The sequence below is a fragment of the Paralcaligenes ureilyticus genome (genome assembly GCF_004346225.1).
Taxonomy (GTDB): Bacteria; Pseudomonadota; Gammaproteobacteria; order Burkholderiales; family Burkholderiaceae_B; genus Paralcaligenes; species Paralcaligenes ureilyticus.
Genome location: NZ_SMAJ01000001.1, coordinates 329,122 through 352,120, shown reverse-complemented (window position 1 = coordinate 352,120; position 22,999 = coordinate 329,122). Strand labels below are relative to the sequence as shown.

25 protein-coding genes are annotated in these 22,999 nt (G+C 56.6%); 9 read left to right on the top strand and 16 right to left on the bottom strand.

Features of this window, described 5'->3' with window-relative positions:
- Positions 1-74: 74 nt before the first annotated feature.
- The 4 genes from EDC26_RS01670 to EDC26_RS01655 all read right to left on the bottom strand — a co-directional run bounded on the left by EDC26_RS01670 (position 75) and on the right by EDC26_RS01655 (position 4,356).
- Entirely contained in the window at positions 75-1,127 is a 1,053-nt protein-coding gene (locus EDC26_RS01670) for an ABC transporter substrate-binding protein (protein WP_132579510.1), read from the bottom strand.
- 32 nt (positions 1,128-1,159) lie between these two features.
- Positions 1,160-2,473 carry an NAD(P)/FAD-dependent oxidoreductase gene (locus EDC26_RS01665; RefSeq protein ID WP_132579509.1) on the bottom strand — a complete coding sequence of 438 codons (1,314 nt, stop codon included), beginning with the start codon at positions 2,471-2,473 and terminating at the stop codon, positions 1,160-1,162.
- Positions 2,474-2,490: 17 nt separating this feature from the next.
- The gene (locus tag EDC26_RS01660) at positions 2,491-3,213 is read right to left on the bottom strand and encodes an HAD-IA family hydrolase (protein ID WP_132579508.1); all 723 of its coding nucleotides are present in this window, start codon (positions 3,211-3,213) and stop codon (positions 2,491-2,493) included.
- 66 nt (positions 3,214-3,279) lie between these two features.
- Positions 3,280-4,356 carry an ABC transporter ATP-binding protein gene (locus EDC26_RS01655; RefSeq protein ID WP_132579507.1) on the bottom strand — a complete coding sequence of 359 codons (1,077 nt, stop codon included), beginning with the start codon at positions 4,354-4,356 and terminating at the stop codon, positions 3,280-3,282.
- A 103-nt stretch (positions 4,357-4,459) separates the two neighbouring features.
- On the opposite strand from EDC26_RS01655, the gene EDC26_RS01650 reads away from it, so the two are divergent.
- Entirely contained in the window at positions 4,460-5,431 is a 972-nt protein-coding gene (locus EDC26_RS01650) for a LysR substrate-binding domain-containing protein (RefSeq protein WP_132579506.1), read from the top strand.
- A 38-nt stretch (positions 5,432-5,469) separates the two neighbouring features.
- Here EDC26_RS01650 and EDC26_RS01645 read toward each other — a convergent pair whose 3' ends face one another.
- The 3 genes from EDC26_RS01645 to alkB all read right to left on the bottom strand — a co-directional run bounded on the left by EDC26_RS01645 (position 5,470) and on the right by alkB (position 7,796).
- Complete coding sequence (locus EDC26_RS01645) at positions 5,470-6,423, bottom strand: aldo/keto reductase (RefSeq protein WP_132579505.1); 954 nt, start codon at positions 6,421-6,423, stop codon at positions 5,470-5,472.
- Between the two features lie 101 nt (positions 6,424-6,524).
- Positions 6,525-6,974 carry an ester cyclase gene (locus tag EDC26_RS01640; protein WP_132579504.1) on the bottom strand — a complete coding sequence of 150 codons (450 nt, stop codon included), beginning with the start codon at positions 6,972-6,974 and terminating at the stop codon, positions 6,525-6,527.
- 174 nt (positions 6,975-7,148) lie between these two features.
- A complete protein-coding gene (gene alkB / locus EDC26_RS01635; protein ID WP_132579503.1) occupies positions 7,149-7,796 on the bottom strand; it encodes a DNA oxidative demethylase AlkB in 648 nt (215 codons plus the stop codon).
- A 409-nt stretch (positions 7,797-8,205) separates the two neighbouring features.
- Here alkB and EDC26_RS01630 point away from each other — a divergent pair, with 409 nt between their 5' ends.
- Positions 8,206-9,018, top strand: a complete 813-nt coding sequence (locus tag EDC26_RS01630) for an HpcH/HpaI aldolase/citrate lyase family protein (RefSeq protein ID WP_132579502.1) — start codon at positions 8,206-8,208, stop codon at positions 9,016-9,018.
- 143 nt (positions 9,019-9,161) lie between these two features.
- On the opposite strand, the gene EDC26_RS01625 is transcribed toward EDC26_RS01630, so the two are convergent.
- Positions 9,162-10,157: a LysR family transcriptional regulator gene (locus EDC26_RS01625; RefSeq protein ID WP_165930872.1), complete on the bottom strand. Its 996-nt coding sequence runs from the start codon at positions 10,155-10,157 to the stop codon at positions 9,162-9,164.
- 104 nt (positions 10,158-10,261) lie between these two features.
- On the opposite strand from EDC26_RS01625, the gene EDC26_RS01620 reads away from it, so the two are divergent.
- The 6 genes from EDC26_RS01620 (at position 10,262) to EDC26_RS01595 (ending at position 15,802) form a co-directional block, all read left to right on the top strand.
- A complete protein-coding gene (locus EDC26_RS01620) occupies positions 10,262-10,978 on the top strand; it encodes an isochorismatase family protein (RefSeq protein WP_132579500.1) in 717 nt (238 codons plus the stop codon).
- A gap of 189 nt (positions 10,979-11,167) precedes the next feature.
- Positions 11,168-12,361, top strand: a complete 1,194-nt coding sequence (locus EDC26_RS01615) for an ABC transporter substrate-binding protein (protein WP_132579499.1) — start codon at positions 11,168-11,170, stop codon at positions 12,359-12,361.
- Positions 12,362-12,444: 83 nt separating this feature from the next.
- Positions 12,445-13,314 carry a branched-chain amino acid ABC transporter permease gene (locus tag EDC26_RS01610; RefSeq protein WP_132579498.1) on the top strand — a complete coding sequence of 290 codons (870 nt, stop codon included), beginning with the start codon at positions 12,445-12,447 and terminating at the stop codon, positions 13,312-13,314.
- Positions 13,307-14,329, top strand: coding sequence for a branched-chain amino acid ABC transporter permease (locus EDC26_RS01605; RefSeq protein ID WP_165930871.1), 1,023 nt, complete (start codon positions 13,307-13,309; stop codon positions 14,327-14,329). Before EDC26_RS01610 ends, EDC26_RS01605 begins: the two co-directional genes overlap by 8 nt.
- A 2-nt stretch (positions 14,330-14,331) precedes the next feature.
- Positions 14,332-15,096, top strand: a complete 765-nt coding sequence (locus EDC26_RS01600) for an ABC transporter ATP-binding protein (protein WP_132579496.1) — start codon at positions 14,332-14,334, stop codon at positions 15,094-15,096.
- Positions 15,089-15,802 carry an ABC transporter ATP-binding protein gene (locus tag EDC26_RS01595; protein WP_132579495.1) on the top strand — a complete coding sequence of 238 codons (714 nt, stop codon included), beginning with the start codon at positions 15,089-15,091 and terminating at the stop codon, positions 15,800-15,802. Before EDC26_RS01600 ends, EDC26_RS01595 begins: the two co-directional genes overlap by 8 nt.
- A gap of 42 nt (positions 15,803-15,844) precedes the next feature.
- On the opposite strand, the gene EDC26_RS01590 is transcribed toward EDC26_RS01595, so the two are convergent.
- The 3 genes from EDC26_RS01590 to EDC26_RS01580 form a co-directional block, all read right to left on the bottom strand.
- The gene (locus tag EDC26_RS01590) at positions 15,845-16,453 is read right to left on the bottom strand and encodes a LuxR C-terminal-related transcriptional regulator (RefSeq protein WP_165930870.1); all 609 of its coding nucleotides are present in this window, start codon (positions 16,451-16,453) and stop codon (positions 15,845-15,847) included.
- A gap of 10 nt (positions 16,454-16,463) precedes the next feature.
- Positions 16,464-17,090, bottom strand: coding sequence for an isochorismatase family protein (locus EDC26_RS01585; protein WP_132579493.1), 627 nt, complete (start codon positions 17,088-17,090; stop codon positions 16,464-16,466).
- A 239-nt stretch (positions 17,091-17,329) separates the two neighbouring features.
- Positions 17,330-18,106 carry an SDR family oxidoreductase gene (locus tag EDC26_RS01580; RefSeq protein WP_132579492.1) on the bottom strand — a complete coding sequence of 259 codons (777 nt, stop codon included), beginning with the start codon at positions 18,104-18,106 and terminating at the stop codon, positions 17,330-17,332.
- Positions 18,107-18,221: 115 nt separating this feature from the next.
- Here EDC26_RS01580 and EDC26_RS01575 point away from each other — a divergent pair, with 115 nt between their 5' ends.
- Complete coding sequence (locus EDC26_RS01575) at positions 18,222-18,644, top strand: winged helix-turn-helix transcriptional regulator (protein ID WP_132579491.1); 423 nt, start codon at positions 18,222-18,224, stop codon at positions 18,642-18,644.
- Here the strand turns inward: EDC26_RS01575 and EDC26_RS01570 are convergent.
- From EDC26_RS01570 to EDC26_RS01550, 5 genes are all read right to left on the bottom strand, one after another.
- Complete coding sequence (locus EDC26_RS01570) at positions 18,631-19,077, bottom strand: RES family NAD+ phosphorylase (protein ID WP_132579490.1); 447 nt, start codon at positions 19,075-19,077, stop codon at positions 18,631-18,633. The genes EDC26_RS01575 and EDC26_RS01570 overlap by 14 nt on opposite strands.
- Positions 19,074-19,523, bottom strand: a complete 450-nt coding sequence (locus EDC26_RS01565) for an antitoxin Xre/MbcA/ParS toxin-binding domain-containing protein (protein ID WP_132579489.1) — start codon at positions 19,521-19,523, stop codon at positions 19,074-19,076. Before EDC26_RS01565 ends, EDC26_RS01570 begins: the two co-directional genes overlap by 4 nt.
- Positions 19,524-19,633: 110 nt before the next feature.
- Positions 19,634-21,055: an MmgE/PrpD family protein gene (locus EDC26_RS01560; protein WP_132579488.1), complete on the bottom strand. Its 1,422-nt coding sequence runs from the start codon at positions 21,053-21,055 to the stop codon at positions 19,634-19,636.
- Positions 21,013-22,002, bottom strand: a complete 990-nt coding sequence (locus EDC26_RS01555) for an ABC transporter ATP-binding protein (RefSeq protein ID WP_132579487.1) — start codon at positions 22,000-22,002, stop codon at positions 21,013-21,015. Before EDC26_RS01555 ends, EDC26_RS01560 begins: the two co-directional genes overlap by 43 nt.
- A complete protein-coding gene (locus EDC26_RS01550; RefSeq protein ID WP_132579486.1) occupies positions 21,999-22,997 on the bottom strand; it encodes an ABC transporter ATP-binding protein in 999 nt (332 codons plus the stop codon). The genes EDC26_RS01555 and EDC26_RS01550 overlap by 4 nt, the downstream gene beginning before the upstream one ends.
- Positions 22,998-22,999 lie beyond the last annotated feature (2 nt).

The following is a 22,999-nucleotide window of genomic DNA, read 5'->3' as shown; positions in this document are numbered from 1 at the left end:
GGGAGGAGCGGCGACCACCTTAGCCGCTCAATCCCGTGTGGCTATCTGTACGAGATGCCTTTGGTTCAAATGGGCTATTTTTCCTGCATGAACTGTAGCCAGCGTTTTTGAGCCGCCACACCGGCAGGCGATGCCCACCACGTTTCACTGATGATGGCCTGCTTGGCAGCGTTGGCGGGAGAACTGGGTAGTTCGGCTGCTCGTTTTTCAGAGATCTTTCCGGTTGAAAAGGCAGCCGGATTTCCCGGACCATAATCAATGTGCAGAGGCAGGTTGGCCTGAATGGTTGGGGTCAATGCCGCATTAATGAAGCTTACTGCGGTGGCGAGGTTGGGTGCGTTTTTCAGAATACACAAATGAGTACTCTGTAAAACACCCTGGTTATACGTAAACGCTACCTTGGCCCCGTCTTTTTGCACGGCGCTGACCCGGCCGTTCCAGGCCATGATCATGTCTACTTCGCCATCGTGCAGCAGTTGTGCCGATTGGCCGCCCGACGTCCACCAAACGGTAATATAAGGTTTGATCTGCTCCAATTTCCGAAAGGCGCGATCAACGTCCAGTGGATATAGCTTGTCCTTGGGCACGCCATCGGCCATTAGCGCCGCTTCCAGGGTCACGACGGGGTAGTTCCGCAATGCTCGCGTTCCGGGAAATTTTTTCACATCCCAGAAATCCGCCCAGGTTTTAGGTGGGTTCGCGCCGTATTTGGTCGTGTTATAGGCAAGCACGCTGGAGTAAAACTCGTAGGCGACGGAATAGGGTGTTTTGTATGCCGCCGGCATGGTCGCTGCATTAGGTATTTTGCTGAAATCGAGCTTTTCGATCAACCCCTGTTCCCCTCCACGGACACAGTTTACCGGAGGCGTATCCACTACATCCCAAATAGGCTTGCCTGTTGCCTCCTGGGTCCTGATGACAGGCCAGGCGTCGGGGGAGCTGTCCTGATTGACGGTGATGCCGAGCAGTTTTGCCACCGGATCAAGAATGGCCACGGTTTGTGCCTCTTGATAGGCGCCGCCTTGCGAAACAAATGTGATTTGCCCCGCAGCGTAGCTTGGGCTCGCCCCGGCTATGGAGAATACAGCGGCCGATGCGCCAAGAAGAACTCTGATGTTAGGTTTCATATATTGTCTCCGTAGTAATAAAACTTGATTTGCTACACACCTATCGCATCGAGCAATTGATACCAACCCGCGGCGAGACGTACACCTACCTCTCTAAATGGATATAAGGGCACAGATTTGAGCCTGGTCGCATCCAGCAGAGCCACATCGGGGGAATCTCCCAGTGCAAACTCGGCGGCATAACGGCCAAGCAGGCTCGCCATGGCAACCCCGGTGCCGTTATAGCCAAGGGCAAAGCAAGTGCGATCATCCAACCTGCCTACATGCGGCAGATAATTCAGCGTCATGGCCACATGGCCGGACCATTTGAAGTCGATCGAAAGCCCATTCAAATCGGGAAACAAACCGATCATGGCGCGCTGTAATGCGGCAAATGCGCTGGGGGTGTCTTCTTTGCCAAAGGCTCCGCGGCCTCCAAAAATAATACGGCCATCGACTTTACGGAACCACCGCATCATCCGGCGTGTTTCGCCGTAGCTGCGGCGCATGACCATCAATCTTTCATCAAGTTCGGCAGGCAACGGTTCTGTGGCAATGATGGCGCTGCGAAAGGGTATTAAGGTATGTTTAACGCAAGAGGTTGCCTGGGAAACGTCGGAGTAGGCGTTGGTGGCAATAATCAATTGCCGGGCCCGGACCCGGCCTTCCGGAGTCTCCACCACGACCCCGTTGGCTTCACGCTTGAAACGCAAAACCGGACTGTTCTCGTAAATGGGGACCTGTTTCGCAGCCAGTGCGCTGGCCAGCCCGCGCACATAGTTCAAGGGGTGTATCGTTCCGGCATCCGCCGTCATTACACCGCCTACAAAAGCGCGAGACCCCGTTTCGTGAGCGAGCTGGTCGCGATCAAGAACATTCATCGACGAATCACCCAACGACGCATGCAGCCAATCGACTTCGGTTCTCATGAGCGCCATCATGCGTTCGTTGTGTGCACAACGCAAAAATCCGGTCCGCTCAAAATGAGCACTATGCAAGTTGTGCTCGGACACCAGTTCTTGCACCGTGTCGACGGCATGGTGCGCAATATGATGCATGCGCTTGGCCGTATCCAGCCCATGCGCGGCAGCGATGTCCTGAAACGCGATTCGAAATTTGGGCGATACAACACCCCCGTTGCGCCCGCTGGCCCCCCACCCAACGGTTCGGCCTTCCAGAACGACCGCCGAGGCTCCCCGCTTTGCCAAGGCGTGCGCTGCCGACAAGCCCGTAAACCCGCCGCCCACAATTACGACATCAGCATTGAGATCCCCGCCTAGACGCGGGCGCGCCGGCGCTTTGTCGGCGGTATGGCTCCAAAGCGACGGAACCAGCAATGCTGAGCGATAACGGAACGCTGCGGTCATGGTGACGGTTTTCCCTTTTAGTTGCGAACGCCGTGTGCCGCGTCGGCGGCATCGGCCAACTCTTTCAAGGTGGAAAAATGGAAATCGGGTGTGGTCAGTTTTTTAGGCGTTGGCGTGCCGCCAAACCCCTTCATCCCTTGGCGCCGCTCGATCCAGCAGACGCTATAGCCCAACTCGCGCGCCACGCCGATATCGTGATACTGGCTTTGAGCCACATGCAGGATGTCGCGCTGCTTGTAGCCATGCGCCGCCTGGCGGCCGCGGTTGTAGGCAAAGAACTGCGGGTTGGGCTTGGCGACACCGGTGTCGTCGGAACATACCGTGTCGTCAAACGGATCATCCAGAGTGTGGGCGTAACAGGACAAAGCCACGCGATCCGCATTCGTCATGGCAACAAGGCGATAATATTTGCGCAGCCGCTTGAGAGCGGCAACCGTATCGTCGAATGCGGGCCAGTGCAGGGCATCCAGTTGGAAAGCCTGTGAAATGACATCGTCAGCAGGCAAGTTCAATTCTTTCGCCAATGCCCGATAAACTTTGGCCATCGCGCGACTCGACCGCCCTGGGTTATCGGCCCGGCCGCGCAGGTAGGGTTCAAAAATCTGATCGTCGCTAAGGCTTTCCGTTGGGCTGCCCCCCAATCGCCGGATCGAATCAAGAATCCCTTTTTCGAAATCGATTAACGTGCCAACCACATCAAAGGTCAGAACTTTGAATTGATCGAGTTGCTGGGTACTCATATATTTCCTTTTAAACGAGATAAGTAAGTAAATAAGCCGCCTGGAGTCATCTGGCGGCCAATCCAATCATTTGGGAACCACAATCGTGTCTTCGGGGTGAAGCAGAACCATGAGTTGAGCTCCAACGGGTGGGATCTGCGACTTCGCCACGTGGTGGCTAGCCTGTCTGAGGCTGATCATTGTGCCGTCTTCCAGCGTCAGGAAAATCTTGAGGCTTTCGCCCTGGTACACGATTTCGGTGACTCGGCCTGGCAAGCGATTGAACTGCTCCGGCGCCGACCCGACGTCGATCAGCAATTTTTCGGCGTGTATGGCCAGCAACAATTCCCCACCGTCCGGAACTGCGCGTATGGTTCGCAACACGGATCCGCCCAAACGCACCTCGTGGCCGCCGACGCGAGCCACCGGAACCAAGGTGGCCTCGCCTATGAAACTGGCGACAAAGGAATCTTCGGGATGGTCATACAGTTGATCGGGCGCTCCAATTTGTACTAGGCGGCCCTTGTTCAGGATGGCGACGCGATCGCTCATGGTCAGAGCCTCGCGCTGGTCATGCGTGACATACACGATGGTCGCGCCCAATCGCTTGTGCAACTGCCGCAGTTCAATTTGCATGCTTTCGCGCAACTGCTTGTCCAGCGCCGACAAGGGTTCGTCCATCAAGATCAGTTTCGGTTCGAAAACCATGGCGCGGGCCAGGGCCACCCTTTGACGCTGCCCACCCGATAATTGGGAAATCCTTCTATCTTCGTAACCACCCAGCTCAACCATCTCTAGCGCATCGCGCACTTTCTTGGGCCAGGACGACTTTGGCCGACGGCGGGCCCGAAGCGGAAACGCCACGTTTTCACTGACGGTCATGTGAGGGAACAGGGCATAACTTTGGAAAACGATGCCGATGTCTCGTTTGTGAGGGGGCATATAAGTAATGTCGCGGCCTCCCACCCAGACAGAGCCCGAAGAAGGGAGCACGAACCCGCCCAGAATACCCAGCAAGGTTGTTTTGCCGGAACCCGAAGGTCCAAGCAAAGAAACAAACTCACCAGGCTCAATATCCAGGGTTATGGCATTCAATACGGTCAGGTCGCCATAGAGCTTGCTTGCAGACCGTATTGATACACCCACATTTGCATCCTCTGCCATCCAGTTTTCCTCTGACAAAATGCATGCTTCATACAACGCAGTAAACAGGACGCCCAAGCCATTGTCAATTGCGGAATTGTTTGAACTACCATAACATCATGTAATGCCTAATCTTAGAAAAAAACTTCCCAGCGCAAATGCCCTGTTTGTATTCGAGGCCGCCGCGCGCTGCGAAAATTTCACCAAGGCGGCTGCCGAGCTCTATGTCACCCAGCCCGCAGTCAGCCGCATGCTGGCGCGAATGGAAGACCATCTCGGCGTCCAGTTATTTGATCGTGCGCAGGGCAAAACAACGTTGACAGAAAATGGGCGGATTCTGTACCGGCGCATTTCCGAGGGCTTTCGCAACATTGAGGCGGCCCTGCAGGAAATCGAAGCGCGCAACACCGGCAAAGAAACGGTCACGCTCTCGGTGTCGACCGCATTCACGACGCATTGGCTTATGCCGCGCATGAATAAACTGCACAAGCTGTTTCCTCAAATCGACTTAAGGTTCCAGTTGATACCCGGCCCGATCAGTGGCCCGGTCGACGATGTCGACATTGCCATGCGCTTTATGGGCGGCGACGACGCGCAGCATCGCACCGTGCTGATCATGCCCGAAATTCTCCTGCCCGTATGCAGCCCCGGTTATGAAGAACAAACCCGGCGGACAAATACTCAATCAGCACGCGAGGGCGATACGCTTATCAAGTTAAGCGAAGGGCACATAGACTGGTTCGAGCACTTCCCAAGCTTTCACGATGAAACAGCCAATAACACTGCCAATTTATTGACGGTCCCCGATTACGCCGTTGTGCTTCAGGCCGCCCTTTTGGGGCAAGGCGTAGCCGTTGGTTGGGTTAACGTCGCGTGCCACTGGCTGCAAACCGGCACACTGGTGCCGGCTGAATTGGAAGCGTTGAAAACGGGCCGTTTATGTCACCTGGTCCATTCACGCAACAAGCCGATACGACCGGCGGCTGCCGCAATTTGCGACTGGATTATTGAAGAAACCCGATCCGACATTGCCGCCGTTGATCGCATGTATCCCGCCCTGGGGCTTCCCGCCTTGATACAGAAGAATGCGGGCTAAGCCATCTGACCAATCAAGCCCGCTCCTTGAACACCGTTTTACGCGCTGGCGGTATCGAGCAATGCGATGTCCGCGCTTGTAAGCGCCAGTTGCGTCGAGCGTATCAGGCTGTCGATTTGCTCGATCGACGTTGCACTGGAAATGGGCGCTGTTACGTCTTTGCGCGCCATCACCCAGGCCAGTGCGACTTCGGCCGGATTTGCCTGATGGGAATCGGCCACGGTATCGAGCGCGGCCAATATGCGAAAGCCGCGCTCGTTCATGTATTGGCCCATCCGGCCGCCGCGCGTCTTGCTCTTGGCCGCGTCGGCGGGCGTGCGATACTTTCCCGACAGAAACCCCGATGCCAGGCCGTAATAGGTGATAGTGCCCAGGCCCTCGTGTACGCACAGATCGCGCACCTTGTCTTCGTAGCCCTCGCGATCGTACAAGTTGTACAGGCACTGCAGGACCTCATAGCGGGGAAGATTCTGTTCGGAAGTCGCCGTCAGTGCTTCACGCAACTGGGGCACGCTATAGTTCGAGGCGCCAATGGCTTTGACCTTGCCTTGCGAAATAAGCGTCTCGTAGGCGCGCAGGGTTTCCTCTATGGGTGTTTCAGTATCCGGGTAGTGGCTTAAATACAGGTCGATGTAATCGGTTTGCAGCCGGCTCAACGAACGTTCGACGGCGGCCACGATGTATCGGGCCGAAAGCCCCTTTTTGTCTGGGGCAAGCTCGGCTCCGACCTTGGTGATCAGCACCGCTTTGTGGCGCCGTGCGCCTGACATCTTGAACCAGTTGCCGATAATGGCTTCCGATTCGCCGCCCTGGTTGCCGGGCGCCCAGACGGAGTACATGTCCGCCGTGTCGATGGCGTTCAATCCGGCATCGAAGAAACGATCAAGCAAGGCATGCGAGGTGCGCTCGTCGGTGTTCCAGCCGAACACGTTGGTGCCCAGCACCAACGGAGCAATGTGCAGGCCGCTGCGGCCCAGTGGACGTTTGTTCATCGTCGATTCCTTTTGGGTCTGATAACGGAATCGCTTATTGTATGGCGGAGAGGCCAAAAGCGTGGCGTTGCCGAATTCTTTCGGCAACGCCACGCTTTTGGTCAGGCTGCGCTGACGAGTCCGAGTTGCTGCAAGGCTGTCACTCCGTCGTCCAATCCCAGCTCTTCAACGATCTTGCCGTTTTCAAGCCGCAGCACGGTCGTGCCTGTGAAGCGCATTTTCCGACCCGTCGCTGTCGGCAGCGACCCGATGAGAAAATCGCTGAATGCCGGGCCCGTGTGCGTGCCGCCGCCCACCCATCGCCCGACGACATAGTCGCCTTCGGCGATGAGGTCTGCGGTGCCGGCAAACGACAGATCGGGGAACGCTTTCCGGAAGTCGGCCATGAATGCCTTGATGTCCTCGCGGCCGCGGCGCGGCTCGTGCAGTGAATACTGCAGAAGCATGTCCGGCGCGGCGAGGCTGTCCACGATGGCGGGATTGTAGGTGTCTCCCCAGAACTCGGTGAACCAGCGGCCTACGATGGCCTTGTTGTCGTCTTCTTTAGACATGATGAATTCCTTGAATGGCTGCGGTTGAAAAAGAGAAGTGCGATCACCTCTCTATGCCTGAACAATATCAACTCAAGCCATTAAGAGCGCTCCGTTTCTTGCGGTGAATAACTGTGTGGCGATGAACGGAAAGGTCCGCTGATTCAGTATCTGCGCCGTTGGAAGAGGGTAGGATCACCCCGCTTTACGGAACGTGAGGTTGATACGCTGGCCGCCCAAAAGGGGATGCGGGTTTTCTTTGAGCGGCAGCACGCCGTGGTAGCGCAGCCTGTCGACACCTCCCCACACCACTACGTCGCCGTGCATCAACGGAATGCGCGCGGCTTTGTCGGTGCGTTTGTGCCCACCGAAAAGGAATACGGCGGGCATGCCAAGAGAAACTGAAACGATCGGCGCATTGAAATCACGTTCGTCCTTGTCTTGATGCAAAGAAAGTCGGCTGCCGGGCAGGTAACGATTCACCAGGCACGCATCGGGTTCGAAATCGGCAAAGCCGGACTCGGCGGCTGCTTCTTTCGCCAACTGTCTGAACGCGGCAGGCATTGACGGCCAGGGTTGCCCGGTATCTGGATCTATCGGGCTATAGCGATAGCCCTGCCGGTCAGTGGTCCACCCTAGCCGGCCGCAGTTGGTGATCGCCACGGACATGATGAAGCCACCGGGGGTGACCATGTTTCGAAACGCCGCTTGCCGCTCTAACGTGTTGATTGCGGATAGCAATTCTTCAATGTGGGGCGTTGCGAAATTGCGCAGGACGAAGGCGTCTGGCCCGATCGCTTCAGGTACGGTGAAGGTCTGGTGGGGGAACAGGTCTAGTGTCATCGGTTGGTGCTCTCACTTACTCCAAGAAAAACCCGCGCAGTTATTGGAGCCACATCCCATGTGATACTCGTTCCTGTAAATCGCTTTGGCCCGAGTGAATTCTCGGCATTACTTTGGCCGACACCGTGCGTTTCCGTGTCCCGATTCTTGCTCTTGAAACCTTCTCGACATCCCGAATTAAATTATAGAATCCAAGCACAAGAAACGGGGCGCCATTGTTGCGGGCTCCTGGTTGCCAGTCCGGCGCTACGAAACTGGAGGCGCGCGAGGTTATCATGTGAGCTGCGCACGACTGACACATTCTATTCAACGGACCAAAGGATTCCTTTATGCAATATGCCACCTATCTGGTGCTGGACGAGCGATCTGATCCATCCGGGCGTGCGTGCCGTCTTTGAGTGAGGTGGATATGAATCGTATTGCACGCAGTCTGCTTTTTGTGCCGGGCGATCGTCCAGAGCGCTTTGCGAAGGCCGCGGCCAGCGGCGCGCACGAGGTGGTCCTGGATTTGGAAGATGCCGTCGCGCCGGCCTCCAAGGGCCAGGCAAGGGAAGCCGTCTCGGCCTGGCTTGCCCACGGTCATCGGGCGATGGTTCGCATCAACGCGGCCGACGCGGCCTGGTACGAAGATGACCTGAAAATGCTCCAGTCGATGCCTCACGCGGGTGTCGTGCTGCCCAAGGCCGACGAAGCTTCGCTTGCGCGCACGCTACAGATATTGCCCGGGCGCCGTGTGATTGCACTGCTGGAGACGGTCCATGGCTACATGGGGCTGATGGCGCTTGCCGGCGTGGCCGGGTTGGAGCGCATTGCCTTCGGCAGTGTGGATTTTGCGGTTGAAAGCGGGATTGCAGACGAAGGTGATGCGATGACGGCCGTTCGCACGCAGATCGTGCTGGCCTCCTGTCATGCGGGGCTTGCTCCACCTATCGACGGTGTAAGCCTGGAATTGACGGACGAGGAAGGAATGCGGACCGACGCTTTGCGTTCCAGACAACTGGGTTTTGGCGGGAAACTTTGCATCCATCCACGGCAAGTTGCCATGGTCAATGCGGCCTGGCAGCCTACGCCGAGTGAACAGGCCTGGGCGCAGCGGGTGCTCGCCGCGTCCGAGGCCAGCGGGGGTGCCGCGACGGCCGTGGACGGAAAAATGATCGACAAACCGGTGGTGGAACGAGCACGGCGCATCGTCGCTGAATGCAAAATAATCGATAATGCATAGTGTATTTGTATAAAATGTGGCAGAAAGGTGGCTTAGCGGCCGATAGCAGAATTTATCTCTGGCCGTGCACGGCGCGCACATCTGGATCGTCATTTTGGGGATCCGCCATCCGGCCTTTTCGAATGACGTTGTCGCCAATGATTTCACGCTGCCTCTGGCGCCCCACAGCTACCCGCTGCGGCCGTATAGTTCTTCAGAAACTCGGTAAACTGCTGCAATACCTTCGATGAGTTACTCGCCTCCCAGATGGCGAAAGTTGGAATGACCTCGGTGACATCGGCTACAGGCTTCACAACAACTCCAGCGCGGGAATCATTGCGGGCACAACCCGCGTATAAGCTCACCCCTATACCTGCTGCGACCATCCCGAATATCCCGGAGGTGTTTGACGCCTCCTGCACGATATTGGGGTAGAAGCCTGCTTCGTAGCACACATTGAACAATAGTTTGCGAAAGGTGCCGAATGAACCCTCTGTTCCCAGAATGAACGGCTCCGAGGCAAGATCGGCAAGACGCAGCTGCGCACGTGATGCCAGCGGATGCGTGTCGGGCAACAGGGCAACGAAATCGTTGGTTTCGAGCAGGGTGTTGCGAATTCTGCTGTTTTGAACTTTTCCGATAACAAAGCCAATATCAATCGAGCCATCGAGAACGGCCGAACGCAACTGTGCGCTGGGCGCATATTCCAGGTCGGTAACGACGTCAGGAAACTGTTTCCAGTATTCGCGCAGCAGCGCGGGCAGGCCGCCGCTGATGGCAAAACTCATGTATCCAATACGCAATCGGCCGCGGCGTCCCTCGGCGGCAGCGTTTGCCACCCGGCTGGCGCGCTCAAGATAGCTCAGGGCCTGCCGGCATTCTTCGGCGAAGGCCAGGCCGGCATCGGTAAGCTGCACCTGGCGTGTGGAGCGCTCCAGCAGCGGGGTGCCAACCGCGGTTTCAAGGGCCAGAATACTGCGGCTTAACGCGGATTGGCTGATGAAGAGGCGATCGGCTGCCCGCCGAAAATGCAGTTCACCCGCCACGGCCAGAAAGGCGCGCACCTGCCGCAAATTGAACTTGAGGTGTTGCGTGGTGTCGGAGCCGGCTTTGTCCACTGTATGTTGCGTAAAAAGCATCAATGGCGAAGAGGTTAGCATCAAACGACGCCAGCGTCTCCTTATACTTTCGTCAAATAGCAGTCGGGGATGCCACCTGGTGGCATCAATTAATAATGTATCTATTTTTCGGGAATACAGACGATATGTCCGATGAACTTGAGCAGGCTTTGGAAGCGGCGTTTTCCGAAGCCACGCGTCGTTATCAGGAGCGCGGGTTTCAGCGCCGTGTGGGTTTCGGCAACCGGCCGGCATTGATCAGCGTTGACTTGGCCAACGCGTGGACACGGGCCGGCAATGCATTCGCATGCGAACACATGGATGATCGTATCATCCCGGCGATGCAGGCCTTGCTGAAAGGGTTTCGTAAGCACCATCTGCCTGTGGTGCATGTGACCACCTGCTATGAAATCACAGACAGGGACAACCCCAACACGGATATGGGGCTGTGGCATAACAAGATTCCGATCGAGACGGTCAACCAGGGGAATCCCGATATTTGGGCGATTGACTCGCGCATCGCGCCAATTGAAGGAGAGCTTACGCTCATCAAGAAACGGGCCAGCGCATTTCATGGCACTTATCTGGCAGGCTATTTGCGCTCGGCCGGCGTTGATACGATTCTGGTTACGGGTGTTACCGCGTCGGCTTGTGTGCGTGAAACCATCTGCGACGGTCTCGCCGATGGTTTTCGCACTATTGCGGTAAAGGAAGCAATTGGCGACCGAGTTCCCGGTGCCGTGCTATGGAATCTGTTTGACATTGATGCCAAGTTTGCGGATGTAGAAACGGTTGAAACCTGCCTTGCGTATCTTGATCGCGTAGGGCGAGCGCAGCAAACCAGGCAGGCGGCGGTAGCGTAGCCGCGGCCGATGGCAGTGAATATCCCAATGGTTAGCGGGATATTTCGCTGTTTATGATTGAGTATGGCAGAGCCCGTTGTTAGCCGTGCCGGATGGGCGCCTCACTCATATTGGGGTTTCTTGAACTGAATTGAATTGGTGGGACGTGCAGCATACACATTAAATAAACACAGTCTAAGGAGGAGTACCATGAGACGCATGTTACCGCTGATTTTTGCGGCACTCGGGCTAATAACAACAGGCATTGCTGCCGCAGCCGACAGTTCTTCTGTCCCCGGAGTTACGAAAGATACCATCCGGATAGGTGTTCCCGAACCCTTCAGCGGGCCCTTATCCACATTTGGCGCAGCCGGATACGGCATAGAGGCCTACTACAATTACATTAATGCACAGGGAGGTATCCACGGCCGCAAGATACAGGTTGTTTTTGGTGATGCGGCGTGCGATCCCGCGCGTGGCGTTGCCGTTACCAAGCGGCTGATTTATCAGGAAGGCGTTTTCCTCATCAATGGTGTGTCGTGCAGCGCAGTTGGCCTGGCACTGCGTCCCGTGATTGCCGCCACCGATGTTCCCTTTGTGATTGGCACCGCCTCTAATCAGAATATTTCGGCGCCAGTGGTTCACAATATCTTCCAGGCGGTTCAAACCGCCCACGATTTCGGCGCGGAAATGGGCAATTTCGCGCTCAGCAAGCCAGGTGCCAAGCGTATCGCCATTGTCGAGCATTCTAATGAATGGGCCAAGGGGTACTCGGATACGGTCGTTGACGTACTGAAAAAACAGGGGCTCGAACCCATAGCTGACATTCGCATGGAACGCGGGGCCACGGATGCCACGGCACAGGTTCTGCGCCTTAAGGAGCTCAAACCCGATTTCATCGTTTCCGTCCTGTATGGGCCGGAATCGGCGGTATTCATCAAGGCCGCCAATAAGTTCGGGCTGAATGTGCCCATGATCGGGGCGCTGGGAGCGGATTATATGGAAACCCAGCAGCGGGTGGGTGGCCCGGCCGGCATGAAGAATTTTTACATGGTGCATCAATACCGTGGCCTGCTTAACACCCCTGATCTCGCCAAGTTTCAGGGCATCGTCGCGAAATATATACAGAAAGGTCAGAAGATTACCGACTTCACCTTCTATGGCCCGGGTAGCGCGGTGGCGGTGGCACACGTTCTACAGGAAATTGGCCCCAACCCGACGCGCGAAAAATTCAATAATGCGATGGAAAAACTCAAGGACTTCAACACTGGCATTCTTGCCGGCAAGATGAGCTTCAGTCCCCAAGACCACCAGGGTGTGCACACTGTGTATGTCGTTGGTTACGACAAGGCCGGCCAGCGTGCGGTGTTCGAATCGTGGGATAAGAAGGCAAACCTGGATTGACAATGGACTGATGCGCAGGCTTTGCCGTTGCTGGTGGAGCTGCGCGGAGTTAGCGGTCAGGTACGTGTCGGGAATTGTTTTTTATGCTTGCGCAGCTTATCGTTAGTGGTATTGCCCACGGCGCACTATATGCCCTGGTAGCGCTCGGAATGACCGTTATCTTCAAGGCGACAACCGTGGTGAACTTCGGCCATGGGGATTTGGTCATGGCCGGCGCATATGCCACGTATGTTTTCTCTGTCTCGTTTGGCATCCCGTTGCCGTTGGCGATTCTATTAGGCGTCGCCTTGCTTGCCGTATTGGGGTATGTGATTCAACGCGGGTTCATCCAGCCCATATTGTCGGGGCCGCATTTGTCCATTGCGATGATGGCGATTGCGGTGGGTTATGCGCTGCGTGGGGTGGCGCGCCTGTTCTCGGGCACGCAGATACTAACGTATCCCGCCATCTATCCGAACGATGTGTACACGGTCAAGGGCGTGGTGCTCTCCAGTGGCGACATTGTCGTCACTGTTGTGGTTGCGCTGCTGCTGGTTGTCCTGGCTGTGGCATTTTTCGCCACGCCGTTGGGCAAGCTTGCGCAGGCCGTATTTCAGTCGGCCCGTGGCGCGGCGTTAATTGGCATTAATGTGAACCGCTTTTACGCAGTCATGTGGGGTTTGGGCGGGGCATTGGCGGCCATCGGTGGGATTCTGCTCGCGCCGAACACACTTCTGTACCCTGATATGTCGGCGTGGGTGCTCATCCGTGGCTTTGCGGCTATGGCGTTGGGTGGATTCGGATCGTTGCTCGGTGCGGTGGTAGGTGGATTGCTCCTGGGGATTGCCGAGCTGCTGCTTGGAACTTACGTTTCCACGAATTTCATCGAAATTACTGCCTATCTGGTCATAATCGTGGTGCTTCTGGTAAGGCCGACGGGGTTGTTTGGGCAAAGGGAGATGGTTCGTGTCTAATGGCACCGGTACGTTGGAAAAGAGTTGGGCAGCAGCCGATATTGCACCGTCAGAGCGTCGAAAAAAACGCGTGAGGCGGCTGGCGTTGTATGTTTTGCCACTGATCGCTCTGTTGGTTGCCTGCTTGGTCAACCCGTACATCCAGTATGTACTGAATCTGGTACTGATCTATGTTTTGATCACGGTTGGCTTCAACGTGATCCTTGGAAATACAGGGCAGTTGGCATTTGCAAGCGTGGTGTTCTTTGGGGTTGGGGCATACACCACCTCGATTCTGATTCATCACTTGGGGTGGCCCTTCTGGGTAACCATTATTCCCGCAGGCCTGGTGAGTTGCCTGTTTGCTGTGGCGATGAGCGCCCCTGCGCTACGCGGTGTGCGGTCGTTCTATCTGGCCATGCTTACGTTGGCCTTTGTGGAACTTATGCGCTGGGTCTATGTGAATGCCGAATCGCTCACATTGGGGTCGGGCGGGATAAGCCTTTCGGCCCCAACGCTTTTCGGCTTCACTCTCAATACCGAATTAAAGAAATTCATATTTTTTCTGATTGTGGTGGTGATATTAGTGAAGGCAACGTCCAATTTATTGCGTTCACGCATTGGGCGGGCCTTCATGGCTGTGCGCGACAATGAACTTGCAGCAGCGGCGATGGGCATGCCAACGGCGCAATACGTGATTTTGGGGTTTGGCTGGGGCGGCTTTGTGATTGGCATTGCGGGTTCGCTCTATGCTGGCCACGTTCAACTGGTATCGCCCGAGGCGTTTAGCGTTACCGAACTGATCCTGCATTTTTCCATGGTGATCGTGGGCGGCATTGGCAGCCTGGCCGGCTCGGTGCTGGGGGCGGCAGTACTCTCGGCAATTCCAGAGGTGGCCCAGCAATGGCCGGGGGTGGCCGAACTATTCCTGGGGGGCGCAATTGTTATTGTCTTGCTATTTGTGCCCAGAGGGCTCATTAGCCTGGTGTATCGATTTGTGCCGATTCTGCGTGATCAGTATCACGGCGGGGATTGACCATGGCCGATTTTCTCAATCTATCTGATGTCCATGTGCAGTTCGGCGGGTTGGCGGTGCTCTCGGGCGTCAGTTTCTCAATGAAGCAAGGTGAGGTCGTTGCCGTTATTGGCCCCAACGGCGCGGGCAAGACATCGTTATTTAACGCGATTACTGGCTATATAGGTATCACTTCCGGTGAAATCAGCTTTTGTGGGGAACGCATCAATGGGCTATCGGCGCATGTCATCGCGAAAAAGGGTATTCGGCGGACCTTTCAGAATGGCGGACTTTTTGGGGATCTCTCGGTTTTAGAGAATGTGCTTACCGGTTTGCACACCAAGACGCCATCTACCGTGCTTGGTTCGTTATTGGGCAGCTCGAAATCGAGGGCTCACGAGCACGATGCGGTGGTGAAAGCCCGTCAGTTGCTCGAAACCATGGCTATCGGACACATAGCGGACCACCCTGCAGGCGGGTTGTCTGGTGGGCAACAAAGAATGGTGGAAATCCTGCGCGCCATCGCGTCCGACCCGCCACTGCTATTACTTGATGAGCCGGCAGTGGGACTTGCGCCTCCGGTGCGTATTCAGCTCAGGGAAACGATACACAGGCTGGCACGTGAGCATGGCTTGGGCATTCTTCTTATTGAGCATGCGATGGAGATGGTGATGGGCGTGTCCGACCGGATTGTCGTTCTCAATTATGGCGAGAAAATTGCCGATGGTACGCCGGAGGATATCCGCCAGAATCGTGAAGTGTTGGAGGCATACCTCGGCCATGCCTAAATTGCTCTTGAGCGTCCACAATGTAAAGTCGGGCTATCGCAACCATCCCATATTGCTTGGCGTTGATTTTGATGTTTCTTTGGGAGAGCTCGTGGTACTGCTCGGTGCCAATGGAAGCGGGAAATCAACCTGCTTAAATACCATAAGCGGCTTCGTGTCGCTGAGCGCAGGGTCGATCATGCTCGATGGTTCGGAAATCGGGCATCTCGCGCCGCATGTTGTGTTTCGCACCGGAGTGGTTCAGGTCTCGCAGAAGCGGGATTTGTTCCCTGATCTGACGGTTGAAGACAACCTGCGGTTGGGTGGCAGAAATCGCGGACGTGAGTTTATCGAAGACAGCCTTGCGCAAGTCTACAACTACTTTCCGCGTCTCGCCGAGCGCAAACGGCAACGTACGCGCATGCTCTCCGGGGGTGAACAGCAGATGGTGGCCATCGGACGCGCTCTGGTAAGCCGACCGAAGCTGCTGTTGCTGGATGAACCTTCGGGGGGGCTTTCCCCCCAGTTCGTGAATGAAATTGCGGCCATCTTCAGGCGCCTGAAGGTTGATGGGGTGACGATGCTGATGGTGGAACAGGATATCAATCTTGCGCTTGCCGTGGCGGACCGTTTCATTATTCTGCGCAGTGGCACGATTCACGAGGATACGACCATCAAAGGCAGCACAGATACGAAGGAAGAGATTGTTCGAAAGATATATCTCTAAGAAGAAATGAGTGGCGCCGGGGAATTGCACGAGTCGGTCATATCAGCGTAGCAGGCTGTCGACCAGTGCACGTGTGTCCACTGCCTCGAACTTGCGTAGCAGCCGGCTTTTGTGCAACTCCACCGTACGGTGGCTGATGCTCAGCGCGCGTCCAATTTCCTTGGCCGTCAGGTTCTGAATGAGTAGCGTGGCAATGTCTCGCTCGCGCGGCGTCAGTGAGCGACGCGGGGGTGGGTACTTTGGCTGAATCGCCGCCACTTCGTCCACTGCCGTATTTCTTGCCTTGACTTCGGTAAACACCCAAAGCGCCTCTTGATACGGGGCCTTGCGGTGGGCAGTGAAGCCTCGGATCGTCACCCAGAAGAGTTCATCGCTCATTTTTCGCATGATACGGCAGTCGGAGTAGCTGCCCTTTCGGGCTAGCACAGACATTACCGAGTCGCCCGCGCGCTCGAAATCCCCCTGCGTTGGGTAAAGGATGCGGGTCGACTGGTTGACCGTGTTCGCCCGAGTGGTGCTGAACATAGCCGCAAATGCGTCGCTGCAGTCCTTGATGATGCGATCCTGGGTTACCATCTGCGCAATCGGCATGGTTACGAATATGGATTTGTAATCCACATGGTCACTATGCCGTACAGTCTGTTTACTCATTTTTAATGGGCTATGAATTGGCTTTGCTGCTCTCGATGTAGGCGATAGCTTCATCTGCGGAGATGATGTCGGCATAGCGCCGACCTACATCGCGCAGGTTATCCTTGTGGGGGCCTTCTTCAATGTCGCCCACGCAGTCTTCGGGCACAATCGTGCGAAACCCCCACTGGAAGCTGTCGATGGTGGAGGCGCGTATGCAGCCGCTGGTATTGCAGCCGGTAATAATGACTGTTTCCACCCCTTCTTTGATGAAGTAAGGCACTACAGGCGTCTGAAAAAATATGGACGGCCCGGTCTTGCGCACCAAGAGGTCGTAGCTGTCGTCAAAGATTTTTGGATCAAGCGCGGAACTGGGGTGATCGATCCTGAATTGTTCAAGCACTGCAGAAATTTTCCAGTGCGGAGCGTCGCGTTTGGATTTGTAGGCCGTGAAGCAGCACGCCGTGGGTACACGGTGTTCGCGTGCCACTTTCAGCAGGCGCGATGTGTTCTTGAGAGCCCGCATAACGAGCGGTGCACCTCCCAACGGATATTGCTCCTGAGTGAAGGCTAGCTGGAAGTCGACAACAACAATGCCCACCTTGCCTTTCATGCCAACGCTGACGTCTCCGTAAGTGCGCCGTTTGTAATCGTCCATGATTACGTCTCCTTTAAAAAAGATCAGTGATCGAGCGCACATTGGAATATTGGTGGCGTTCTTGAGGCCAGCTTAATGTGACTCTATACGTATATCAATAAGTAGTGAACACGTAAGTATTTTCCCTTACGTAACAGGACGAGGACGTTTTCCTTCAGTGGGAGACTTCAATAACAGAGGTGGGGATAGCCTGGCAGACGGGGCATTGCGCGGCCAGGCCGTTTATTCGGACTGAGTCGTTAATTCACACCCGCCGCAAGCGCGTCATTGAAGCTGCGAAACTGCTCCTGGTACTTTTCCCGCCCTTGTTCGGCCGCCAGGCGCAGCGGCAGCACGCGCTGGACCAGGACCTCTTGCACATCGGGTTGGGTCAGCAAGATATTCATCACCTCGTCGATAAACTCGGCCAATGGCATGGCACGGGGGTCGCTGGCCTGGCGTTCACCCGTCAGCCCGGTCTGTACATAAGGCGGCACCAGTTCCACAACGCCCACACGAGTGTCCCGCAATTGGTAGCGCAACGCATCGCTGTAGGCATGTATGGCCGCCTTGGTCGCGCTATAGGTCGGGGTATGCGCCAGCGTCAGGAACGCCAGCCCTGAAGACACATTCATGACAGTGGACTGCGCCTGTTTCCTTAACAGGGGAAGCAGCGCCGCCGTCAGGCGGATGGGGCCAAGCAGGTTCGTGATCACCGTGGCCTCTGCAACCGAGACGTCTATGGGGTTCGTGCGCAAGTCCTCTCCTTTCATGATGCCTGCGTTGTTGATGAGAGTATTCAACGATGGGAAATCGCGCGATGCGCGATCCGCAAAGCGCCGAATATCGTCTGGATTCTGCACGTCGACCACCGCAGTCTTCATGCCCGGGTTGGCCGCTGCTACCGCATCCAGCGCCTTCCTGCGCCGTCCCGCAATGATGACCTCGTTGCCCAGGCGATGAAACGCTTCGGCCAGTGCGCGCCCAATTCCCGAGCCGCCGCCTGTAATCAGGATCGTATTGTTTGAGGTTTGCATGAATTTCTCCAGTAGTTGAATCACGTATCGTGCGAGAATATACGCATTACTCTCATCCAGGAAGTAGACACATTTTTGTGCGGTACTTACCTAATAATAACTATTGGGGAAAAAAATGGCCACGCTGAAACAACCGTCCCAGGTGCTTACCTTCGTGTCTCCCACGGGGGAGGCGTCCACACCCGAGATTGACGGAATCGTCCTGGACGTAATCGGACGGGTGGCCGACAAATGGACCATGTTGGTGCTGGAGGTATTGGCCCAGCATGGCGTCCAACGCTTTACGCGCATCGGGCAGCTCGTGGGCAATATCAGCCAGCGGATGTTGACGAAAACCCTGCGCCAGATGGAGCAGGATGGATTCGTTACCCGAACCGTGTACCCCGAAGTGCCGCCCCGGGTGGAATACCAATTGACGGAGCTTGGCGAGAGCCTGTGTGCCGCATTTTGTAGCGTGTGGACCTGGGCCGAGACCCATCAGGTTGAACTCAAGGCGTTGAGGGAAGCGCGGGACCGCTATACCACTACAACCCTTTGAGCAGCCGTTTGTCTAATTGCAGTGTTTCTACCGTGACTTTAACCAAAGAAGCCTGTGGGTGTGCCGGATTAAGCAGAACATTATGGGTGTGCGGCATGATCGCACTGGGTACCCGAAGCAGCAGGGTATTGCTTTTTCTTAACCATGAGTCCCCCATATCGCGTGTGCCGTGAGCGTTTTCTTCCCATCCAGCAGGAAGGGCATCAAGTGTTTGCACGCTGGCGTGATCGGGGATATCCACACGCAGCAGCCGCAAATTATCTGGAATGTCTTCGGGGTCAATTTCCAAGTGAACCAAGACCTCCAACATGGCACCGGACGGGGTTTCAGCCAAATAAACAATAGGGCGTCCGGATCGATGCCAACGGCCACTGGCCAGCAGCCCACCAAGGCCGCTGAGGTCGGCAAATGCGCTGACACGCCATAGAATCAAAACGCGTACCCTTCAGTCATTTGCAGCAGCATTTCTTCGACTTGGCGAGTTCCCTGCAACGTGAGCAGCATGGCCATAGGCGGTTCGCCATTGAACCGTTCTTTGGGCTTGCTCAGCCAGCGTTTGGCCTTCTCCCGATTACCAAAAATGGTTTCGGCCATAGACGCAATGTGCGCGGCTCGGTATAAGCGGTCGCTCTCGTCAACGGTCAGCGGTTGCTCTTTGCTCAGGCGCGTTTTCAGCGTTCGCAAAGGGATAATTTGATCACGCTCGATGGGCGATACGTCGCCTTTTTCACAAAGCTCTACGAGGCGTGACGCCGGGAAACCTGCCATGATTTGTTGGTGGATCTGATTATCGGTGGCATTTTCGGGAATCCCGAGCAAGGCGTAAAGTCGAGATCGGTACGCGGCATATCCCGCATCTCGCATAACTTCAGCAAACATGGTTGCCTCCTGTGTTGCGCCACAGAAATCGGCGTTTACCGTATTCTAATCGGTATTTACCGAATAACCAATAATTGTCAGCTCGAAGCAGAGTTCAGTCTATGAGCGCATTAGCCACGAAGAATGGAATTTAAAGTCAGCCCCTCAAAGCAGGCCGTCAGTGCAGCCAGGTTGCCCGCCCGGGCATCGTTCATGGCGCCGAGCACCTGGTTCTGTTGAGTATGGGTAGCAACCATTCGGGTTGCTGCGCTGAACTTCGCCTCAAGCTCTGCCCACGATAGCGGATTGGTCGCCTCGCCTTTAGGCGCCGTAATATCCGACACAAAGCGCTGACCTCCACAGGCAACCGTGACACGAGCCAATGTCTGGGCTGGGAAAACCGCATCGAATTCGGGACTGAGCGATAACGTCACCTTCCTCGCCAGCCCCGTCAACTCATCATCATGCGCCAGAGATTTCGTCGTGAGCGGCAGCAGGGCCTGAGGGCCATGGAAGGCGGCGAGGGCAAGGCAGTAGGGAATACTATATTGGACGTCGATGAGATTTTCAGGCTGCGCCCTGTTTGAGATGCGCATTGCGCCGCTAGTGGTTTCGACTTCGATCGCGTCGATTTCGTTGGCATTAATGTGGTGCTGGCGGATTACGTTGAGCATGGCGTCGACGGGCGCATGCACGTGGCGGCAACAAGCGTAGAGCTTGAAGTAGGTATTGCGGATGTGCAGGGACGATCCTAGCGAGAGGTCGTCGGGGAAGCGGTAGTGGAGGGAGTTGTCGAGGATGTTGCGTGGCCCGGTATGACCGCCCTCGGCCAAACCCAGTGCGACCAGACCTGTGACGACCGACCAGGGGATGCCTTCTTTAATGGCGCTGCCTTCCGGGGCGGGGGCTCGAGGTGCCGAGGCGCTTGAAAATAACTGGTTGGGTGCGCTCTCTCCGGCGATCGCCAAGGCGTGAGCCACTATGGCGCTTGGCGTTCGGCGAAGGGCGGCGGCGGTGGCAACCACTGCGTAGGAGGACCACGTTCCGGTGTTTCCATAAACGACTCGCGCGGCGCCGATCGCAACGCTGACTTCATAGCCGATGACGATGGCGCTGATGAGCTCTTCAAGCGTGGCGCCGGTCTCGTGGGCGACAGCGAAGGCGGTTGGAATAACCGCTGCTCCCGGATGGCCGCGAGCGAGACGGTGGCCATCATCGAGGTCCAGCGCTGAGGCGGCCGCGCTGTTGGCCCACGCGGCTCCAATGACGGAACTGGATAGGCCCGCGAACCAGACGGGGACGCTACCTGCGCCCATGGCTTTAAGAGCCATGCCGCGAATGGCAACTACGCCGGGCTCATTGATGCCTGCCGCCGTTGCCCCAAGCAGGTCGAGCATGCATCTGAAAGCCGCGTCCCGCGCCGGCTCGAGGGCACGCTGTCCACGGGCCGTCTCGACATAGGCGGCGATGAGCCGCACTATGCCGGTTTGTTCGTGTGAGTCGGGACGGGTCAAGGTCGTTGCTCCAATGCCTTCACCAGCGGATGAAAGCATGCGGCATCGCGCCCCGGAGAAACTTCGGCCAGCACAGGTACCTGTGCCCTGCAGTCGGTTTGGGCGACCGCGCAACGCGGGTGATAGGTGCAACCTGGGGGCAGGTTCGTGGGTGCGGGTATCTCGCCGGTGATCCTGCTCAGAGTAATGCGCGCAGCCGGGTCGGGTACGGGTGAGCAATCTCGCAGGACCCTGCTATACGGATGCAAAGGAGAGTCCAGAACTTCCGCGGTATTGCCTCGCTCGACGATGCGGCCAAGGTACATGACGCAGACTTTGTCGCAGAAATGCCTGACTACGCCCAGGTCGTGCGATACAAACACGAAAGACAGACGCCGCTCCTGCTTTAGGCGCTCCATGAGTTGCAGTATCTGTGCCTGCACGGATACGTCGAGGGCCGACACCGGCTCATCGGCCACAATCAGCTCGGGATCGAGCACCAGGGCTCGCGCTATGCCTATACGCTGGCGTTGGCCGCCGGAGAACTCATGGGGGTAGCGATCCAGCGCCGTGTGCGGCAAGCCCACTTCATCCAGTGTCCGGCGAATGCGTGCGTCGATTTCGCGCGAAGTTCCCAATTTATGTACGCGCAACGGCTCTGAGAGCGTCTGGCGCACCGTAAGCCTGGGGTTCAAGGAGGCGAAAGGGTCCTGGAACACAATTTGGATGCGTTGGCGCAATTTGCGCATCTGCGCCGAATTTGCATTTCGCAGCTCGATGCCATCGAAGATGATGGAACCTTCGTCAGGTTCAACCAGGCGCAACAGGGTGCGTGCCACCGTGGATTTACCGCAGCCGGATTCTCCCACCAGGCCCACGGATTGACCTCGCTCCACATCGAACGACACATCGTTGACGGCCCGGACGATCTGCTTCGGGCCGCCCAGCGGGCCACCGCCGCTTTCGAAGCGCTTGACCAGATTCTTGACTTGCAAGAGGGCGCTCATGCCGGTTCTCCTGATTGGCGTGCACGCACAAAGCAGCGCACTTGATGTCGTCCGTCTGCCAGTGTGCTCAGCGATGGATGCTCCGTCTCGCAGATGCTTTCACGCAGAGGACAGCGCGCCGCAAAGGTACAGCCTTTGGGCATGGCGGTAATTGCCGGCACGCTGCCGGGTATGGGCTTTAACGAGATCGTGTCGGTATCCACGCGCGGCATGGCATGCAGAAGCGCTTCGGTGTAAGGGTGGGTGGGGCGAGCGAACAGGGTGTCGGCATCGGCCAGTTCCACAATCTCTCCGCCGTACATGACGGCAACCCGGTCGGCAATTTGCGCCACCACCCCGAGGTTGTGTGTGATAAAGACAACCGACATGCCATAGGCCTGTTTCAAATCATCCAGCAAGGTCAGAATCTGCGCTTGTATGGTGACATCGAGCGCCGTGGTCGGCTCGTCCGCCAGCAATACTTTTGGGCGGCAGGCGAGCGCCATCGCAATCATGACGCGCTGGCGCATGCCACCCGAGAATTGATGTGGATAATCATTAAAGCGCTGGGTCGCCGCGGGAATCTTGACTTCCTCCAGAACGTCCAGGGCAATCTTGCGAGCCTCTTTCCAGCCCAGTTTTCTATGCTGGCGCACAGCCTCGGCAATCTGGTCACCGATGGTCATGGTGGGGTTGAGCGAGGTCATGGGCTCCTGAAAGATCATGGCGATGTCGTTGCCGCGCACGGCTGCCATCTGGCTTTCTGAAAGCCCGGTCAAGTCCTTGCCTTCCAGCAATACCTGGCCGCCGCCGTGCCGCGCTCCCGAGCTGGGCATCAAGCGCAGTATGGACAAGGCCGTCACGCTCTTGCCGCTGCCCGATTCACCCACGATGGCCAAGGTTTCATTCTTGGCAACCGACAGCGATACGCCGCGCACGGCGGCATACCATGTTCCGTCGATGCGAAACTCGGTGCGCAGATCGCGCAGCTCCAGGGATGGGGTTTCTGTGGCCATGC

Excerpts from the sequence above, each read along its gene's own strand:
- EDC26_RS01670 (WP_132579510.1), bottom strand. The coding sequence starts at position 1,127 with ATGAAACCTAACATCAGAGTTCTTCTTGGCGCATCGGCCGCTGTATTC.
- EDC26_RS01665 (WP_132579509.1), bottom strand. The coding sequence starts at position 2,473 with ATGACCGCAGCGTTCCGTTATCGCTCAGCATTGCTGGTTCCGTCGCTT.
- EDC26_RS01660 (WP_132579508.1), bottom strand. The coding sequence starts at position 3,213 with ATGAGTACCCAGCAACTCGATCAATTCAAAGTTCTGACCTTTGATGTG.
- EDC26_RS01655 (WP_132579507.1), bottom strand. The coding sequence starts at position 4,356 with ATGGCAGAGGATGCAAATGTGGGTGTATCAATACGGTCTGCAAGCAAG.
- EDC26_RS01650 (WP_132579506.1), top strand. The coding sequence starts at position 4,460 with ATGCCTAATCTTAGAAAAAAACTTCCCAGCGCAAATGCCCTGTTTGTA.
- EDC26_RS01645 (WP_132579505.1), bottom strand. The coding sequence starts at position 6,423 with ATGAACAAACGTCCACTGGGCCGCAGCGGCCTGCACATTGCTCCGTTG.
- EDC26_RS01640 (WP_132579504.1), bottom strand. The coding sequence starts at position 6,974 with ATGTCTAAAGAAGACGACAACAAGGCCATCGTAGGCCGCTGGTTCACC.
- alkB (WP_132579503.1), bottom strand. The coding sequence starts at position 7,796 with ATGACACTAGACCTGTTCCCCCACCAGACCTTCACCGTACCTGAAGCG.
- EDC26_RS01630 (WP_132579502.1), top strand. The coding sequence starts at position 8,206 with ATGAATCGTATTGCACGCAGTCTGCTTTTTGTGCCGGGCGATCGTCCA.
- EDC26_RS01625 (WP_165930872.1), bottom strand. The coding sequence starts at position 10,157 with ATGCTAACCTCTTCGCCATTGATGCTTTTTACGCAACATACAGTGGAC.
- EDC26_RS01620 (WP_132579500.1), top strand. The coding sequence starts at position 10,262 with ATGTCCGATGAACTTGAGCAGGCTTTGGAAGCGGCGTTTTCCGAAGCC.
- EDC26_RS01615 (WP_132579499.1), top strand. The coding sequence starts at position 11,168 with ATGAGACGCATGTTACCGCTGATTTTTGCGGCACTCGGGCTAATAACA.
- EDC26_RS01610 (WP_132579498.1), top strand. The coding sequence starts at position 12,445 with ATGCTTGCGCAGCTTATCGTTAGTGGTATTGCCCACGGCGCACTATAT.
- EDC26_RS01600 (WP_132579496.1), top strand. The coding sequence starts at position 14,332 with ATGGCCGATTTTCTCAATCTATCTGATGTCCATGTGCAGTTCGGCGGG.
- EDC26_RS01595 (WP_132579495.1), top strand. The coding sequence starts at position 15,089 with ATGCCTAAATTGCTCTTGAGCGTCCACAATGTAAAGTCGGGCTATCGC.
- EDC26_RS01590 (WP_165930870.1), bottom strand. The coding sequence starts at position 16,453 with ATGAGTAAACAGACTGTACGGCATAGTGACCATGTGGATTACAAATCC.
- EDC26_RS01585 (WP_132579493.1), bottom strand. The coding sequence starts at position 17,090 with ATGGACGATTACAAACGGCGCACTTACGGAGACGTCAGCGTTGGCATG.
- EDC26_RS01580 (WP_132579492.1), bottom strand. The coding sequence starts at position 18,106 with ATGCAAACCTCAAACAATACGATCCTGATTACAGGCGGCGGCTCGGGA.
- EDC26_RS01575 (WP_132579491.1), top strand. The coding sequence starts at position 18,222 with ATGGCCACGCTGAAACAACCGTCCCAGGTGCTTACCTTCGTGTCTCCC.
- EDC26_RS01565 (WP_132579489.1), bottom strand. The coding sequence starts at position 19,523 with ATGTTTGCTGAAGTTATGCGAGATGCGGGATATGCCGCGTACCGATCT.
- EDC26_RS01560 (WP_132579488.1), bottom strand. The coding sequence starts at position 21,055 with ATGCTTTCATCCGCTGGTGAAGGCATTGGAGCAACGACCTTGACCCGT.
- EDC26_RS01555 (WP_132579487.1), bottom strand. The coding sequence starts at position 22,002 with ATGAGCGCCCTCTTGCAAGTCAAGAATCTGGTCAAGCGCTTCGAAAGC.
- EDC26_RS01550 (WP_132579486.1), bottom strand. The coding sequence starts at position 22,997 with ATGGCCACAGAAACCCCATCCCTGGAGCTGCGCGATCTGCGCACCGAG.